16 protein-coding genes are annotated in these 18,147 nt (G+C 30.7%); 8 read left to right on the top strand and 8 right to left on the bottom strand.

The window, feature by feature from the left end; all coding sequences use genetic code 11:
• Positions 1–59: 59 nt before the first annotated feature.
• Positions 60–2,366 carry a 5-methyltetrahydropteroyltriglutamate--homocysteine S-methyltransferase gene (gene metE, locus GQS57_RS10820; RefSeq protein WP_165732872.1) on the bottom strand — a complete coding sequence of 769 codons (2,307 nt, stop codon included), beginning with the start codon at positions 2,364–2,366 and terminating at the stop codon, positions 60–62.
• Positions 2,367–2,519: 153 nt separating this feature from the next.
• On the opposite strand from metE, the gene GQS57_RS10815 reads away from it, so the two are divergent.
• On the top strand, positions 2,520–2,981 hold the full coding sequence (locus GQS57_RS10815) for an Lrp/AsnC family transcriptional regulator (protein WP_165733172.1): 462 nt from the start codon (positions 2,520–2,522) through the stop codon (positions 2,979–2,981).
• Here GQS57_RS10815 and GQS57_RS10810 read toward each other — a convergent pair.
• From GQS57_RS10810 to dnaK, 4 genes are all read right to left on the bottom strand, one after another.
• Positions 2,976–3,500 (bottom strand): hypothetical protein, encoded by a 525-nt coding sequence (locus GQS57_RS10810; RefSeq protein WP_165732871.1) that lies wholly within the window; start codon positions 3,498–3,500, stop codon positions 2,976–2,978. The two genes, GQS57_RS10815 and GQS57_RS10810, sit on opposite strands and share 6 nt — an antisense overlap.
• A 9-nt stretch (positions 3,501–3,509) precedes the next feature.
• Complete coding sequence (locus tag GQS57_RS10805; protein ID WP_165732870.1) at positions 3,510–4,331, bottom strand: hypothetical protein; 822 nt, start codon at positions 4,329–4,331, stop codon at positions 3,510–3,512.
• Positions 4,332–4,384: 53 nt separating this feature from the next.
• Positions 4,385–5,821 (bottom strand): MBOAT family protein, encoded by a 1,437-nt coding sequence (locus GQS57_RS10800; RefSeq protein ID WP_165732869.1) that lies wholly within the window; start codon positions 5,819–5,821, stop codon positions 4,385–4,387.
• Between the two features lie 171 nt (positions 5,822–5,992).
• Positions 5,993–7,897: a molecular chaperone DnaK gene (gene dnaK / locus GQS57_RS10795; protein WP_165732868.1), complete on the bottom strand. Its 1,905-nt coding sequence runs from the start codon at positions 7,895–7,897 to the stop codon at positions 5,993–5,995.
• Positions 7,898–8,154: 257 nt separating this feature from the next.
• Between dnaK and GQS57_RS10790 the strand changes: the two genes are divergently transcribed.
• Positions 8,155–8,493: a DUF2853 family protein gene (locus GQS57_RS10790; RefSeq protein ID WP_165732867.1), complete on the top strand. Its 339-nt coding sequence runs from the start codon at positions 8,155–8,157 to the stop codon at positions 8,491–8,493.
• An 84-nt stretch (positions 8,494–8,577) separates the two neighbouring features.
• Positions 8,578–10,002, top strand: a complete 1,425-nt coding sequence (locus GQS57_RS10785) for an L-serine ammonia-lyase (protein ID WP_165732866.1) — start codon at positions 8,578–8,580, stop codon at positions 10,000–10,002.
• An 84-nt stretch (positions 10,003–10,086) separates the two neighbouring features.
• Here the strand turns inward: GQS57_RS10785 and yaaA are convergent, their stop codons facing one another.
• From yaaA to GQS57_RS10770, 3 genes are all read right to left on the bottom strand, one after another.
• Positions 10,087–10,845 carry a peroxide stress protein YaaA gene (gene yaaA, locus GQS57_RS10780; protein WP_165732865.1) on the bottom strand — a complete coding sequence of 253 codons (759 nt, stop codon included), beginning with the start codon at positions 10,843–10,845 and terminating at the stop codon, positions 10,087–10,089.
• A gap of 189 nt (positions 10,846–11,034) precedes the next feature.
• Positions 11,035–12,075 (bottom strand): RluA family pseudouridine synthase, encoded by a 1,041-nt coding sequence (locus tag GQS57_RS10775; protein ID WP_165732864.1) that lies wholly within the window; start codon positions 12,073–12,075, stop codon positions 11,035–11,037.
• 95 nt (positions 12,076–12,170) lie between these two features.
• Positions 12,171–12,728: a PASTA domain-containing protein gene (locus tag GQS57_RS10770; RefSeq protein ID WP_165732863.1), complete on the bottom strand. Its 558-nt coding sequence runs from the start codon at positions 12,726–12,728 to the stop codon at positions 12,171–12,173.
• 92 nt (positions 12,729–12,820) lie between these two features.
• On the opposite strand from GQS57_RS10770, the gene GQS57_RS10765 reads away from it, so the two are divergent.
• The 5 genes from GQS57_RS10765 to GQS57_RS10745 all read left to right on the top strand — a co-directional run bounded on the left by GQS57_RS10765 (position 12,821) and on the right by GQS57_RS10745 (position 17,750).
• Positions 12,821–13,795, top strand: coding sequence for a D-alanine--D-alanine ligase (locus GQS57_RS10765; protein WP_165732862.1), 975 nt, complete (start codon positions 12,821–12,823; stop codon positions 13,793–13,795).
• A 177-nt stretch (positions 13,796–13,972) separates the two neighbouring features.
• On the top strand, positions 13,973–14,332 hold the full coding sequence (locus GQS57_RS10760) for a four helix bundle protein (RefSeq protein ID WP_165732861.1): 360 nt from the start codon (positions 13,973–13,975) through the stop codon (positions 14,330–14,332).
• A gap of 89 nt (positions 14,333–14,421) precedes the next feature.
• Entirely contained in the window at positions 14,422–14,877 is a 456-nt protein-coding gene (gene coaD / locus GQS57_RS10755) for a pantetheine-phosphate adenylyltransferase (protein ID WP_165732860.1), read from the top strand.
• Positions 14,878–14,879: 2 nt separating this feature from the next.
• A complete protein-coding gene (locus GQS57_RS10750) occupies positions 14,880–16,637 on the top strand; it encodes a M14 family metallopeptidase (RefSeq protein WP_165732859.1) in 1,758 nt (585 codons plus the stop codon).
• 3 nt (positions 16,638–16,640) lie between these two features.
• Positions 16,641–17,750 (top strand): lactonase family protein, encoded by a 1,110-nt coding sequence (locus GQS57_RS10745; RefSeq protein ID WP_165732858.1) that lies wholly within the window; start codon positions 16,641–16,643, stop codon positions 17,748–17,750.
• Positions 17,751–18,147: the final 397 nt, after the last annotated feature.

Raw genomic sequence — 18,147 nt, 5'->3', positions numbered from 1 at the left:
TATGTTTGCGTAAAAAAAGAGAACAGCCTAAGACTAATTCTTAAACTGTTCTGTTTTTACTAAACTGTGGTTGCTACTCTTTCTCTCATTAATTTCGCAGAAGCAACTAAATTTTCTAAAGCAGAAATTGTTTCTGGCCAATCTCTGGTTTTTAAACCACAATCTGGATTCACCCAAATATTTTCTGGTGGCAATAATTTTGTTGCTTTTATAAGTAAATGTTCAATTTCATTTATTTTTGGCACTCGTGGTGAGTGAATGTCATAAACTCCTGGTCCAATTTCATTGGGATATTTAAAATCGACAAAAACATCTAGTAATTCCATTTCAGAACGAGAAGTTTCTATGGTAATTACATCGGCATCCATATCAGCAATATTTGCAATAATATCGTTAAACTCAGAATAACACATGTGTGTGTGAATTTGCGTTTCATCCTTAACAACACTTGCCGATATTTTAAACGCATTTACTGCCCATTTTAAATATGTTGCCCAATTATCCTTTCTTAAAGGCAAACCTTCTCTTATAGCAGGTTCATCAATCTGAATAATTTTTATACCTGCTTTTTCTAAATCAGCAACTTCGTCTCGTATGGCCAATGCAATCTGATTACATGTTGCTGCTCTTGGTTGATCATCTCTCACAAAAGACCATTGTAAAATTGTTACAGGCCCTGTAAGCATTCCTTTTACGTATTTTTTAGATAAACTCTGTGCGTATTCTGTCCATTTTACGGTCATTGGGTTTTCTCTAGACACATCACCAAAAAGAATAGGCGGTTTTACGCATCTTGTACCATAACTTTGTACCCAACCAAAACTAGAAAAAGCAAAACCAGCTAATCTTTCTCCGAAATATTCTACCATGTCATTACGTTCAAATTCACCATGAACCAAAACATCTAAACCAATATTTTCTTGAAACCTGATAGCGCTCGTAATTTCTTTTTCTAAAAAGGAGTTGTATTTTTCTTCGGATAATTGATGCTTCTTGTATTTTAATCTTAAAGATCTAACTTCTTTTGTTTGTGGAAAAGAACCAATTGTTGTTGTTGGAAAAAGAGGGAGTTTTAATGCTGATTTTTGTGTTTTTTGTCTTTCTACAAAAATATTATTTCTTAAACTATCTGCTTCCGTTAATGCATTTATACGATTTTTAACCTGGTTGTTATGTATAAGTGTAGAGTTGTTCTTATTGATAAAAGCGAGTTTGTTTGCTTCTATCTCTTTAATATCTGATGCTTGTAAATTATTCTCAGCTATTTTTTTAAGCAATACAATTTCTTGTAATTTCTGTTTAGCAAAAGCCAACCATTGCATTACTTCTTCCGGAATAGAACCGTCTTTTTCGTTTTCTAAATTATAAGGACTATGAAGTAAAGAACATGAGGAAGAAATCCAAAGATTATCGCCTTTAATCGCTTTAGCTTTGTTGATAATTTCTATGGAAGTATCAAAATTATTTCTCCAAATATTTCTTCCATCAACAATACCTAAAGACAGTATTTGGTTTTTATTTTGATGAACTAAAATAGAATCTAACTCATCTAAACCTCTCACTAAATCTACATGTAAAACATCAACAGGTAAAGACAATGTTAGATTTAAATTATCGTTTAGATTACCAAAATAGTTAGCTAAAATAAATGTAATGTTAGGGAATTTAGCTTTTAAAAGAGTATAAGTTTTAAAATAAGCTTCTTGCTCTTTTATTGTTAAATCTAAAGATAAATAAGGCTCATCAAACTGAATATTCGTTACTCCTTCGTTTTGTAATTCTTCAATTAATTGAATATAAGTAGGTAATAAACGATCTAATAATTCCAATCTATGAAAACCGTTTTCCTTTTCTTTTCCAACCAATAAATAAGTTAGAGGACCAATTAATACAGGTTTCGTTTTAACACCTTCTTTTAGCGCTTCGCGATATTCGCTTATGATTTTACAAGAATTTAATTCAAATTTTTGTTCTTTTTCAAATTCAGGAACTAAATAATGGTAATTTGTATCAAACCATTTTGTCATTTCCATTGCTACAATATCAAAACTATCTTTCTGAAAACCACGTGCCATTGCAAAGTATAAATCGACAAAAGAAACCTTGTTTTTTAATTCTCTAAATCTTTTAGGAATACAATTTAAGGTTAGCGACATGTCTAATACTTGATCGTATAAAGAAAAATCATTAGAAGGAATAATATCGATTCCTATTTCTTTCTGATTTAACCAGTTCTTCTTTTTAATGTCGCTGGCAACTTTTAATAGCGTTGTTTCATCTATATTTTCTTTCCAGTAACTTTCAATTGCTTTTTTTAGCTCTCTTTTTTCTCCAATTCTTGGATGCCCTAAAATAGTAGTTTTCATAGTTATAAGTTTTAATTACTGTACAAACCTATAACTTATAAATAAAAATAATGTATTTTGATTCATATTCAGAATATAAAACTATTTTTGATTCAAAGACAGTGTAAAATACTTTTATGTACTGTAATTGAACTTAAAAAAGAAAAATATTCTATGTATCAAGTTGATGAAATTGATTTACAACTACTTCGTTTATTACAAAAAGACGCAGATATTACTACAAAAGAACTTGCTCAGCGTGTAAATCTTACAAATACGCCTGTTTTTGATCGCATTAAACGCTTAAAAAAAGAAGGGTATATAAAAAAAACAACGGCTGTTTTATGTAGCGAAAAGTTAGATGTTTCTTTAATTGTATTCTGTAATGTGAAGCTGAAGGAACACACCAAAGAAATAGGGAATCAGTTTGTAAAAGATATTATGTTTCTTAAAGAAGTAACGGAATGTTATAACACTTCTGGCGATTTTGATTTTTTATTAAAGGTGATGGTAAAAGATATGAAACATTACCAATCGTTTGTGTTACAAAGTTTGGGCTCTGTTAAAGGTATTGGAAGTGCTCACAGTACTTTTGTGATGGGAGAAATTAAGAATAACCACGGAATTCCTTTATAATTCTCTTTTAATTTCTTGTAATGTTTTATTGCTGTTGATGAATTCTGTAATTACTTTATAACGAGTAGTATCTATATCATCTTCAAAATAGTTTGCCCATTTGGTTTCTTTAAATAAAATGGAAATCTGTTTTATTTTTTGTTGCGCTTCTGTTAACGTAAAAAGAGATTCTTCTGTTTGCTTTTCTTTTTTAGGTTGAATTATCGCTGTTTTCTTATCAAAATCTACATCAATAAAAAAGATTTTTTTTGTAGAATTGATAGGGTAGAAGTCCGTCCATTTTGCAAAACCAATTACTATTTGTTGGTTTTTATAGTCTTCGTTTGCTAGTAATTTCCATCTGCAATTGGCAACTCTTCCCCAATGATTCGATTTTCTATACACACCTTCTTTGGTATAAAAATACATACTTTCAGATTTACTTTTATAATTGGTGTCTTCAGGGAATTCAAAATTTTCTATTTGTTTGAATTCACAAAAAGTATGTTTAAAGAAATTGGTTTTGTTGTAGGTTTTCATAATACTAGCTTACAAGCCAAAATTTTTAATTATGGATAGCGTAAATTGACGAGCGCCTTTATTATTTAAATGACCTAAATCTTTAAAGTATTTTATACTTTTAATAGAACCAGTATAATTGATTATATTATTTTCTTTACAAAATAAGTCGAACTCTTGGTTGTTTTTTCGGTTGTAGTAAGGAGAAGTATAAAGTGTTATTTGAATATTATTTTCTTTAGCATACTCTTTAATCTTAGTTAACAATGAATTATTATATTTTTTTACAAATTGATAAGTCTCGTTTTTTTTGTCAAACGTTGTTTTTAATCCAATAAAAAAATTATCAGCTCTTTTTTTTCCACCTAGAGTAAGTAGTAATTCTCTATACCCAATTTTAGGGTTGTATTTTATATACCTGTAAAAAGGAAAATAAGCATCATATTTATAATTTGCATCGTAAATTTTCATATGATTTTTAATGCTACTATTTAAATAGATGTATGGCATAAAATAACTTGCTCCAAGAAGGTTTCTCTTTTCTGTAGTTGACCTTAAGTTAGATTCATCCACTTGTAAGAAGATTCTTTTCGCTTTAATTTTATTGTCCTTTAATAGTTTTAACATTAAAAAATTTTCAGGTAAACTTTGTCCTGAAATACCTAAATTAAGACTCTTTTTTTGTGTGATGCTATCTATTAAATCTGTGTTAATATGAAATTCAACTCTAGAGGAACCTAAAAAAATATAATCAAATTGTGTGTTTTTGTTTTTAAAAACATATTGAACTTTATTTCTGATAACATTTGTATGAAAATAGACTTGAGTGAAAATTAAATCAAGAATAATCATCAATATGAAGAGAATAATCAGCCTAATGGTTATATATTTTAAAAATCGAATCATTAAAATTGAAAATAAATGAAATTAGAATAATTAGAGTAAATACCAAATACAAGTAATAAAAGTAGAATTATAGTTTCATTAATCAGTTGAAATTTTCCATTAAAGGGAGTTTCTTCTTTTCTGTAAAACCATTCATATAATAATAAAATTGGTAATAAAAATATTATTTCAAAAGAGAATCTTTCTATAGTTGATAAATAATTAAGTTTTAGAAACGTTTCGTTTGAGAAAACTAATCTTAAGTAGTTTAAAGCATCCGTTATAGTTTCAGACCTAAAAAAGACCCAAGCTAAAGTGGTTAAAGTAAAAGTGAAAACTATTTGACCTAATTCTTTAATTGATGGAAATAATTTGTTTTCTGAAGTAATATTTATATTTTTTCTGTTGTTGTTAGTTAGTAGGAGTGGTAGAAAAAATAGTGCATTAAGTCCACCCCAAACTACAAATGTCCAGTTGGCACCATGCCAGAATCCGCTCACTAAAAAAATAACAAAAACATTTCTAATTTGTTGAAATTTACTTCCTTTAGAACCACCTAGTGGGATATACAGGTAGTCTCTAAACCAAGTTGATAAACTTATATGCCAACGTCTCCAGAATTCTGCAATATCTCTTGAGAAATAAGGGTAGTTAAAGTTTCTCATTAATTTAAAACCAAATAATCTTGCTGTACCAATAGCAATATCAGAATATCCAGAAAAATCACAGTAAATTTGGAAAGAGAAATAGATGGCACCCAAAATTAATGTAACCCCACTTAACTCGTTGTAGTTGCTAAATATATCGTTTGCATAAATAGCACAATTATCAGCAATTACAATCTTTTTAAACATTCCCCAGAGTATTAATTTAATTCCGGATTTTGCTAATTGATATTCAAATTTTCTTTTTATAAAAAATTGAGGTAATAAATTAGAAGCTCTCTCAATGGGACCAGCAACTAATTGTGGAAAGAATGAAACAAAACTTGCAAAGGCTATAAAGTTTTTTGTTGGTTCTAATTTGTTTCTATAAACATCAATTGTATAACTGAGTGTTTGAAAAGTATAAAAAGAAATTCCTACAGGAAGAATAATGTTTAAGGAACTTTCATGCATCTTTATGTCAAAGGTTGCCCAGAGTTGAATCCAATTATCAATAAAAAAATTGTAGTATTTAAAATAGCCTAATAAACCTATATTAAAAATGATACTAGTCCAAAGGAGGTATTTTCTTTGTAGATTATTTTTATTCTTCTTTAACCTTAGAGCTAATGTGTAATCTACTATTGTACTTAAAAGTATTAGTGACAAAAATCTCCAGTCCCACCAACCATAGAAAACATAGCTGGCTATTAATATTAATCCATTTTGTAATTCTATTTTTTTAAATATTAGCCAATACAAAAAAAAGACTGCAGGTAAAAACAATAAAAACTCAATAGAATTGAATAGCATTTTTTTTCTTTAGAGGAGCGAAGATACATTTTTAATAAAAAAACGCAATCAAATTAATGATTGCGTTTTTAGTATTGTAAGAAAATATGTTTTTCTTTATGTGAAGATTCCTCCTTTCGTCGGAATAAGCGATTCACTCACTTTTGCTAAAAAGCAAAAGTTGTTTTCTGCTTATTTAACTTCTTCGAAATCTACATCTTCAACATTGTCTCCTTGAGCATCAGCTTCTGGTTGACCTTGTTGTTCAGCTCCAGGATTTGCTCCTTCAGCACCACCTTGTGCAGCATACATTTCTTCAGATGCAACTTTCCAAGCTTCATTGATAGTTGCTAATGCAGTATCAATTAATGTTAAATCTTTAGATTCGTGAGCAGCTTTTAATTCAACTAAAGCAGCTTCGATTGGTGCTTTTTTATCCGCAGATAATTTATCACCAAACTCAGTTAATTGCTTTTCTGTTTGAAAAATCATAGAATCTGCTTCGTTAATTTTTTCTGCAGTTTCTTTAGCTTTTTTATCAGCATCCGCATTTGCTTCTGCATCTTCTCTCATTTTTTTGATATCATCTTCAGATAATCCAGAAGAAGCTTCAATTCTAATTTCATGAGATTTGTTTGTTCCTTTGTCTAAAGCAGAAACTTTAATAATACCATTTGCATCAATATCAAAAGTTACTTCTACTTGAGGTACACCTCTTTGTGCAGGAGGTAAACCATCTAAATGGAAACGTCCAATAGTATTGTTATCTGCAGCCATCGCTCTTTCACCTTGTAAAACGTGAATTTCTACTGATGGTTGGTTATCTACTGCTGTAGAGAATACCTGAGATTTTTTTGTAGGAATCGTTGTGTTTGCATCAATTAATTTAGTGAAAACATTCCCCATAGTTTCAATACCTAAAGATAAAGGAGTAACGTCTAATAACAATACATCTTTTACATCTCCAGATAAAACTCCACCTTGAATAGCAGCACCTAAAGCAACAACTTCATCAGGGTTTACACCTTTACTTGGCGCTTTTTTAAAGAACTTCTCAACAGCTTCTTGTACAGCAGGTATTCTTGTAGAACCACCAACTAATACGATCTCATCGATATCAGAGATTGTTAAATCTGCATTTCTTAAAGCAGTCTGACAAGGCTCTATTGTTCTTTTTACTAAATCGTCAATTAATTGCTCAAATTTAGATCTAGATAAAGTTCTTACTAAGTGTTTTGGTCCGCTAGCAGTAGCAGTAACATATGGTAAGTTAATTTCTGTAGAAGCAGAAGAAGATAATTCAATCTTCGCTTTTTCTGCAGCTTCTTTTAAACGTTGTAAAGACATTGGATCTTTACGTAAATCTAAATCTTCATCCGCTTTAAACTCTTCAGCTAACCAGTTAATGATTTTTTCATCAACATCATCACCTCCTAAATGTGTATCACCATCTGTAGCTAATACTTCAAAAACTCCATCTCCTAATTCTAAGATAGAAACATCATGTGTTCCACCACCAAAATCAAAAACAACAATTTTCTTATCGTCATGAGATTTGTCTAAACCATAAGCTAATGCAGCAGCAGTTGGCTCATTTATAATTCTTTTTACTTGTAAACCTGCAATTTCACCAGCTTCTTTTGTAGCTTGACGTTGTGCATCGTTAAAATATGCTGGTACAGTAATAACTGCTTCAGTAACCTCAGTTCCTAAATAATCTTCAGCAGTTTTTTTCATTTTTTGTAACACCATTGCAGAAATTTCTTGTGGCGTATATAAACGACCATCAATATCTACTCTAGGTGTATCATTATCTCCTCTTACTACTTTATAAGGAACTCTTGTAGCTTCTTGTGTAGATTCAGAAAATTTGTTACCCATAAAACGTTTAATAGAATAAACAGTTTTAGTAGGGTTTGTTACAGCTTGTCTCTTAGCTGGGTCACCAATTTTACGTTCTCCTCCTTCTACAAAGGCAACGATAGATGGTGTAGTTCTTTTTCCTTCTGCGTTAGGGATTACAACTGGCTCGTTTCCTTCCATTACAGAAACACAAGAGTTTGTTGTACCTAAATCAATTCCAATTATTTTACTCATAATATTTATTTTAATAAATTTTAATTCAATTTTACATTTTCTATTAGGCAAATGCTGTGCCAACCCCTTTTTGACTAGCAAATGTCAGTTATTTTAAAAAAATATTTTAAATTGATGTGACATAATGACACAAAATGTATCTAATATATTGGATAGGAAGAATATTTGAATATAATTTTTAATTCCTTATATTTGGATAGTTCTATTTCAGACAAAGTAAATCTATAAGTTATAAATCTAAAATTCTAAAAAAAATCATGAGTAAATTTGACGAAAAAGTAGCACAGTATTCTAAGTTTATGGACGATAAAGGTCTAAAATATGATTCAGACTTGTTAAAAGCTGTAACAAAAGGACTAGGCCCATCTATTTATAAAAAAGATGCCGAAACCGTATCTGGTTCAGATGCAAAAGAGTTGTTAACTGTTAAAAATAATTTTTTAATTAAAAAGTTAGGTTTAGCTGATGGTCCAAAATTAGATGAAGCAATTAACAAAGTTGTGGAAGCAATTGGTAAATCTGAAAGAAATAAATATAGAGCAGTCGTTTACTATATGTTAGCGGTAGAATTTGGTAAGGAATCGATATACAACTAATATAAAATATATTTTTGATAATAAAATCCAACTCATTGAGTTGGATTTTTTACATTTACCGCTATTCTTAATTAAATCTTACGAATGTCGCAATTTATTAGTGTTTTTGATATGCTTAAAATAGGTGTTGGCCCCTCAAGTTCTCATACACTTGGCCCTTGGCGAGCTGCCGAACAATGGATCCTTCAATTAAAAGAAAATAATAACTTTGATTTGGTTGATGCTATTCAGGTAGATTTATATGGGTCTCTGTCTTTAACAGGAAAAGGACACGCTACCGATTTGGCAATTCAGTTAGGTTTAAGCGGTGCAGATCCAGAATACTTACCTATAGAAAACATTGCTACTATTATTGATGATATTAAAGATAAAAAAGTACTTTCTTTAAACGGAGAAAAAGAAGTGCCTTTTTATAAAGAATCAATTGTCTTTAATAGAGCCTTTTTACCATTTCATGCAAACGGAATTACTTTTAGAGGTTTTTTTAATGGCGATGAAGTTTCTACACAAACTTATTTTTCTATTGGTGGCGGTTTTATTGTGCAAGAAAATGATCATTTAGAAGAAGAAATAGAAATCAATAAAAAGAACTTTCCGTATCCAATCAATAGAGCTTTACAGCTTGAAGAGTATTGTGAAAAAGAAAATTTATTAATTTCTGATATTGTTCTTTTAAATGAATTAGAATTAAATTCTGCAGAACATATAGATAAAGAATTGCACAGAATTTGGGATACGATGTTAGAATGTATGCATACAGGCTGTCATACAGAAGGAAGGCTTCCTGGAGGTTTAAATGTAAAAAGACGTGCTTTTGATACGCATAAAAAATTAATAAAAGATACCAGTTATACAAACCCTAAAGAATGGCTTACTGCCATTAGAAGTACAGAAGTAAAGTTTAGAGAGATTTTAAAATGGGTAAGTTGTTTTGCCCTTTCTGTAAATGAAGTAAATGCCGCTTTGGGTAGGGTAGTAACGGCTCCAACAAACGGAAGTGCAGGTGTAATTCCTGCTGTTTTAATGTATTATTTAGTGATAGAAAACCACGAAGCAGATTTTAGTCACGTTAAAAAATTCTTATTAACTGCTGGCGAAATTGGGAGTGTATTTAAGAAAAATGCTACAATCTCTGCAGCCATGGGAGGTTGTCAGGCAGAAATAGGAGTCTCTTCTGCAATGGCAGCAGCTGCTTTAACAGAATTATTAGGAGGTACAGCAGCTCAATGTTTGTCGGCTGCAGAAATTGCTATGGAACATCATTTAGGTTTAACTTGCGATCCTATTGGAGGTTTGGTACAAGTGCCTTGTATAGAGCGTAATTCTATGGGCGCAATAAAAGCGATTCACGCGGCAGAAATTGCCTTAGAAACAGACCCTAAAGAAGCTTTGGTGCATTTAGATAGTGTAATAGATACCATGTGGGAAACCGCAAAAGACATGAATAAAAATTACAAAGAAACCTCAGAAGGTGGTTTGGCAGTTACAGTGAGAATTGTAGATTGCTAATCAGTGGGCAGTTTGCAGTCTCAGTATTCAGTAAGAGTTCACAGTGGAAAACTGAAAACTGTCACTGAATACTGTAAACTATTTTTACCTTGTAAACACCAAATCATTTCCGGTAGATAACTCTCCAGAAAAACGGTATTTATCAACATTAAAACCTTTTAAATCTTCTATAGTTTTAACGTTATTGTCTATAATATAGCGTACCATTAAACCACGTGCTTTTTTAGCGTACGTCATTACAATTTTATATTCTCCGTTTTTAAAATCTTTAAAAACAGGTGTAATCATTGGTACTTTTAAAACCTTTTTAGGAATTACTTTAAAGTATTCTGTACTTGCTAAATTCACTAATAATTCACCATCTTCTAATTCATTATTCAAAGCATTGGCAACAGTATCGTCCCAAAATTTGTACAAATTATCTTTGGTACCTACTTTTAGACGCGTTCCCATTTCTAAACGATACGGCTGAATTAAATCTAAAGGTTTTAATAAACCATACAAACCAGATAAGATTCTTAGATTATTTTGTAATAATGGAATTTTCTCTTCTTCAATAGAATTCACATCAATTCCTTGAAAAACGGCACCTGTAAATGCATAAATAGCTTGTTTTGCATTTTCGGTTGTAAAAGGAGTTGCCCAAGATTGATTTCTATCATAATTTAAAGCAGATAAATCATCAGAAATTTTCATCAATTCAGATAAGTTTTTCTTAGAAAGTGTTTTTAGTTTCTTATTTAACTTTTCAGACTTGTCTAAAAAACGAGGTTGTGTATGTAAACTTGTTGGTACTTTACTTTCGAAATCTAAAGATTTTGCTGGTGATATTATGATTTTCATATGATGTAATTCAGAAATAATTAGAGTATAAAAATACAAATGTTTATAGATTTCTTAAATGTATTTTAAGAGTAATATTTAATACTGTTATAATTAAATGTAATAGTGATGTTGTTTTTTGATAAGTATTTTCTATTTTAAATAAAAAAAGCTACTTTCTGTTTAGGAAAGTAGCTTTTTTAAAATTAGTTAATCTAATTCAATATCCTTAGAATTCTCAGAGTAGGTTCTCCATTTTTCTAGACATTCTGTAATATCTGACGGTACTTCAGAATTAAAACGCATAAACTCACCCGTTTTTGGGTGTGTAAAACCTAATGTCTTTGCATGTAACGCTTGTCTTGGTAAAACTTTAAAACAGTTATTTACAAATTGCTTGTATTTGGTAAAGGTTGTTCCTTTTAAAATATCATCTCCACCATAACGTTCGTCATTAAAAAGCGTGTGTCCAATGTGTTTAAAGTGTGCTCTAATTTGGTGTGTTCTACCTGTTTCTAATTTACATTGTACTAAAGTTACATATGTTAAGCGCTCTAAAACTGTATAATGTGTAACAGCATGTTTTCCAAAATCACCATCAGGAAAAACTGACATTTGTAAACGATTTTTTAAACTACGACCTATATTTCCTTCAATTGTACCTTCATCTTCTTCTACATTTCCCCAAACTAAGGCGTAATACAAACGCTCTGTAGTTCTGTCAAAAAACTGTTTAGATAAATGAGCTAAGGCGAATTCGGTTTTTGCAACTACCAATAAACCACTAGTATCTTTATCAATTCTATGCACCAAACCTGGTCTTTCGTTAGAATTAGTTGGTAAGTTTTCTATATGATGAATTAAGCCATTCACTAAAGTACCAGAATAATTTCCGTGACCTGGATGTACTACCATACCTGCAGGTTTGTTCACTACAATTACGGTGTCATCTTCATAAACGATGTCTAAAGGAATGTCTTCTGCCACCAATAAGTTTTCTGCTGGTGGATATGTTAAAACAACTCTAACTACATCGTTTGGCTTTACTTTATGATTCGATTTCACAACCGCATCATTCACTAAAATATTACCTGCTTTTGCAGCTTGTTGAATTTTATTTCTGGTGGCGTTTTCTACAAAATTCATTAAAAATTTATCAACTCTTAAAGGCTCTTGTCCTTCACTAGCTGTAAATCTGTGATGTTCGTATAAATCGTCGTTTTCTATATCTTGAGGTTGATTTTCTTGCAAAATTTATTTTTTAAGTCGAAGTAGACATTCATCGAATATCAACCTTTAACAGTTTAATTTTTTATTTTTGAATACTGAATACTGAATACTGAATACTAGTTTCCGTTTCCGTCACCTAAAACTAAATCTACGATAGAGTTTAAAGGTAATTTATCTCCGTGATTTAGAATTTCTCCTTTGTAACGCAATCCACGTACAACATCTTTACCAATATCTCTAACAGAAATTGGGTTTGTACCAATATTAAAACCAATAGAGCGCAAATGAGAAGTAGCTTGTCTTTTTGTTCTTCCGTTTAAATCAGGAACAGTAACATCTCTATATTTAGAAGGATTTAAGGTTAAGTAAATTTTACGTTTTTCTTTTACAAAATCCCCTGTTTCTGGAGATTGTTCAATTACAGATTTTTTTGGATAATCTGGATTGTAGCTCGCGCTATCTATAACAATAAAATCTAGATTTAATTCTTCTAACTTTAGCTGTACATTTTCTAAAGACATTTTATGCAAGTTTGGAACTTGAATTTTTTGATCGTGATTGGTAGAATAGCCTAACCAATATTTTAAAGCAAAAATAAAGACCAACAAACCTACACCTGCAATAATAACTTGTATAAAGAAGGACTTACTTTTAATAAATTGAAAAACACTCATTTTTTGATTTTTAGAACGCACAAAGATATAAAAACTAAACGTTGCTATTTCTATAATTATTTTGATAAATTTGTTTTATTATTTTAGAATCCATGAAACAGAATATTGCAATTGTAATGGGTGGTTATTCATCCGAAGTTAATATTTCCCTAACCAGTGGAAATGTAGTGTACAAGCACTTAAATAAAGAGAAATACAATCCGTATAGAGTCCATATTTTAAAAGATAAATGGGTTGCTTTAGATGATGATAATCAAGAATATCCAATAAATAGAAGCGATTTTTCTTTTTCATTGAATGGTACTTCTGTTATTTTCGATTGTGTTTTTAACGCAATACATGGCGCGCCCGGAGAAAACGGAACCTTGTTAGCGTATTTTAATTTGATAAATTTAAAACACACTTCTGCACCTTTTTATCAAATGGCATTAACATTTAATAAGCGAGATACTTTAAGTGTTGTTAAAGAATATGGCATTAAAACGGCTGTTTCTGTGTACTTAAATAAAGGAGATGTTGTAGATTTAGATGCTATAATTAACAAAGTTGGGTTGCCTTGTTTTGTAAAACCTAACAACGCGGGTTCTAGTTACGGAATTTCTAAAGCGCATACAAAAGCAGAAATGTTACCTGCTTTAGAAAAAGCATATAAAGAAGATACAGAAATTTTAATTGAGTCTTTCTTAGACGGACCAGAAGTTTCTGTTGGTGTAATTCATTATAAAGGAGAAACGACAGTATTGCCAATTACAGAGATTGTTACAGAAAACGATTTCTTTGATTATGAAGCTAAATACGAAGGGAAATCTCAAGAGATTACTCCTGCTAGAATTTCTGATGAAGAAAAAATTAAAGTAGAAGAAATAGCAAAAAAGGTATATAAAATTTTAAATATGTCTGGTTTTTCACGTTCAGAATATATTTTGGTTAACGGAGAACCACATTTCCTAGAAATGAATACGGTACCAGGTTTAACCGAAGAAAGTATTTTACCGCAACAAGCAAAAGTGGCAGGTATTTCTTTAGAAGAATTATTTGAAAGTGCGATTGAGTCGGCATTTGTATAGAAACAAGATTATCACTGTTGTGTGATTGAAACAGGATGTTTTTGAAGCACGAGGCAAGATTATCACTGTTGTGTCGTTGAATCAGGATGTTTTTGAAACAACACGTAAAAACTAATTTATGTATATTGTAGAAACCAGAATAATTCTTGGTTTGAAAACATCAAAAAATGCAAAGCTATGAAAAGACATAATTTTAAAAAGTTACAAATTTGGCAAGAAGCAATAGAATTAGTTAGCTTAAACTATAAATTTACGTCAACTTTACCTGATTTCGAAAAATTTGGTTTGGTGAGTCAATTAAATAGGTGTGCTGTTTCTATTCCTTCTAATATATCCGAAGGAACAAGTAAAAGGACTAATAAACATTTTGTTTCTTTTTTAGAACATAGTTTAGGTTCTGCTTTTGAATGGGAAACACAAATTATAATTTGTAATAATTTAAACTTCATGTCTCATGAAGTTTTTCTCGATTTAGAAAAAAGAATTCAGAAATTACAACAAAAAATATCAAATTTTATAGACTCCTTAGATAATTGATTCTATTATAAAGTAATAATATTGAAAGATTCATTATCTGTCGTGTTTCATGTGTCAAAATTATCAAAATTATCAAAATTTTAAAAAAAATGAAAAGAGCAATTTTCCCAGGATCATTTGATCCAATAACATTAGGTCATTTTGATATCATTGCAAGAGGTGTAAAATTGTTTGATGAACTAATTATTGCCATCGGTGTAAATGCTGACAAAAAATATATGTTCACTTTAGAGGAACGTAAAAAATTTATTGAAGACTGTTTTGCGCACGAACCTAAAATAAAAGTGGTTACCTATAAAGGGTTGACAGTTCATTTTTGTCAAGAAAACAATGTCGATTTTATTTTAAGAGGTTTAAGAAACCCCGCAGATTTTGAGTTTGAGAAAGCAATTGCACATACAAACCGAGATTTAGCGCCTATAGAAACCGTGTTTTTATTAACCGCAGCAAGCACTTCTTATATTTCTTCATCTATTGTAAGAGATGTAATTAGAAATGACGGAGACTACACGAAGCTAGTTCCTAAAACGGTAAGAATTAAATAAACATGTGTAAACCTTTTAGAGTATTTTTTTTAGTTACTATTTTATTGTTGCTATTTTCTTGTGATCAATTATCTAAAGAAAAAAAAGATTTCACAACACTTTTCGAAAAGTCTAACGGAACCGAAACGCCAGAATACAAAGACATCATTTCATATTATAAAGATTTAGCTGAAGCGCATTCTTCGATATCTTTATTTTCATTCGGACAAACAGATTCCGGAGAACCTTTGCACCTCATTGTTTATAATAGAGAAGGAGTTTTTAATGTGGATGAAATTAAAAAATCAACCAAAAATAGAATATTAATTAACAACGGAATTCACCCAGGAGAATCAGACGGAATTGACGCTTCCATGTTGTTGCTTAGGGATATTGTGGAAAACGCTTCTTTAATAGAAAAATATAAAAACACTGTTATTTGTGTGATTCCGGTGTACAATGTTGGCGGTTCTTTAAATAGAAATTCGCACACAAGAGCCAATCAAAATGGCCCAAATGAATACGGATTTAGAGGAAATGCAAGAAATTACGATTTAAATAGAGATTTTATAAAACAAGACTCTAGAAATTCAGCGGCTTTTGCAGACGTTTTTCATACTGTAAATCCGGATGTTTTTATAGACAATCATGTAAGTAATGGAGCCGATTATCAATATGCAATTACACATTTATTTACGCAGCACAATAAACTAGGAGGTAAGTTAGGTAACTTTTTAGAGACACAGATGCGTCCGAGTATTGAGAATTCACTAGAGCAAAAAGGAATTTCAATTACACCTTATGTAAATGTTTGGGGAACAACGCCAGAAGCAGGGTTTTCTCAGTTTTTCGATTCTCCAAGATACTCTACAGGATACACAACTTTGTTTAATACTTTAGGATTAATGGTGGAAACGCACATGTTAAAACCTTATAAAATAAGAGTGGAGCAAACGTATGAATTGTTGTTTTCTGCGTTAGATTTTACAGAAGATCATTCTGATAAAATTAAAGAATTAAGAGCCAATGCTGTTGATGAGGTGTTGTCTAAGAAAACCTATCCTATTAGATTTAAGGTTGATAAAGAAAAACCTACAGAATTACAGTTTAAAGGATATGAAGCAACGTATATCGATAGCAAAGTAACTACCGGAAAACGTTTGTTTTATGATACTACAAAGCCCTACACAAAACCCGTAAAATATTACAATAATTTTGTAGCGACTCAGTCTGTAGAAATTCCGAAAGGGTATATTTTAGAACAAGGTTGGCATAAAGTTTTAGAGCGATTAAAAAACAATAAAATTGAATTTACTCGTTTAAAAAATGATACAATTATTGCAGTGGAAGTAAATCATATTGCTGAATTTGAAACTCGAAAAACAGCCTACGAAGGTCATTATTTACATTACAATACCACAGTAAAACGGGTAACTCAAGATTTTCAATTTAGAAAAGGAGATATTTACATTTCTACAAATCAAAACGGAGTTCGGTATTTGTTAGAAACGTTGGAAGCTGCAGCAACAGATTCTTTTTTTAATTGGAATTTTTTCGATACTGTTTTACAACAAAAAGAAGGGTATTCTGCTTATGTTTTTGAAGATATTGCAACCTCTTTTTTAGGTAATAATCCATCAATAGAAAAAGAGTTTTTAGAAAAACTGAATACAGATACTGAGTTTGGAAATAATCCAAAAGCGCAATTGGATTTTATTTATCAAAAATCACCTCATTACGAACCAGCACATTTACGTTTGCCAATTTTTAAAATATTTTAAATTATGAAAGTACTACCAATCGTTTTGTTATCCATATTTTTCTTCGGATGTAAATCTGAAAAAGTTAAAACAGCAACAACAAACACAGATGTTAATACTAATTCCTTTTATGTTGGTACGTACACCAATAAAGATTCTAAAGGAATTTATAAATACGAACTTTCAGAAAAAGGAGAGTTACGAAAAGTAGGCTTGGTTGCAGAAACGATAAATCCTACTTTTTTAGCAAAATCGAAAGATGATAAAATACTTTTTGCAGTTGGAGAAACCAATGTAAATGGATTTATAAAATCTTTTAAAATTGAAAATGATTCTTTACTATTGATAAGTAACGAAAAGTCTGGTGGAGCAGGGCCTTGTTTTGTAGCTATAAATGATGATAATTATTTGGTTACGGCAAATTATGGTGGCGGAAGTGTTGGTTTATTAAAGGCAGATGCTTCTGGTAAATTATCAGAGTTATTAAATGTGCAACAACATGTTGGTAAAGGAACAACAGACAGACAAAAAGGACCTCATGCGCATTCCGCGTGGTTTCATCCAGCAAAAAAAGAAGTTATTTCTGTAGATTTAGGAACCAATGAATTATTATTTTCTACAATAAATGAAGATAAACTTGCTTATACAAAACAAAAGTCTTTAAAAATGGCAGAAGGAGCAGGCCCAAGACACTTAACGTTTCATCCAAATAATAAATGGATTTATGTTTTAAATGAATTAGACAATACGGTTTCTTTGGTGAAAGAAAAAGAGGAAGCGTATTTTGTAGATTTTACAATTTCTACCTTGCCAAAAGACTTTACAGATTATAGCAAAGCATCAGATATTCATATTTCTAAAGACGGAAAATTCTTATATGCTTCCAACCGTGGGCACGAATCTATTGTGATTTATGCCGTAAATGCTGAAGATGGAAGCTTAATTACTATTGGTTACGAACCTGTTTTAGGAAAAAATCCTCGTAACTTTTCATTGTCTTCAGATGAGCAATTTTTATTAGTTGCAAACCAAGATACCGATAATATTGTTTCTTTTAAAAGAGATATTGCTACGGGTACGTTAACTTTTGTAAGTGAGATTGCTGCACCAACGCCAGTTTGTATTTTGTTCTAAGTTTTTAGTAGTTACAGTTCAGTTAGTGCTTTTTCTGTCTGATTCTGATAAAAACTTTTTAGCGTGTTAAAAATCCTTCGACAAGCTCAGGAGGACATTTTTCCTTTAAATTGGATTCAGATATATTATTAGTTATATTTTGTTTTCAGTAGTTATCAGTTTAAAAGCAATGCAATGCTAGTGCGAGCGTCTCGCTCGTACTTTCTGAATTCGATTTACAAAAAAAAAACAGTATAGAATGTTATCAGAGAAGTATTGTCGATTGCACGAGCGTGACGCTCGCGTTAGCGGATATTTATATATGAGTCTGTAGATTTAAATTGTTTTCAGATATTTTATTACAAAATCTATGTATCAATTTTGCAACGATATGTCAGTCAGAGCTTGTCGAAGACTT

This window comes from Polaribacter sp. 20A6 (assembly GCF_011378915.1).
Classification (GTDB): Bacteria; Bacteroidota; Bacteroidia; order Flavobacteriales; family Flavobacteriaceae; genus Polaribacter; species Polaribacter sejongensis.
The sequence above is the reverse complement of the archived record's forward strand: the minus strand, read 5'-3'. Positions and strand labels throughout refer to the sequence as shown.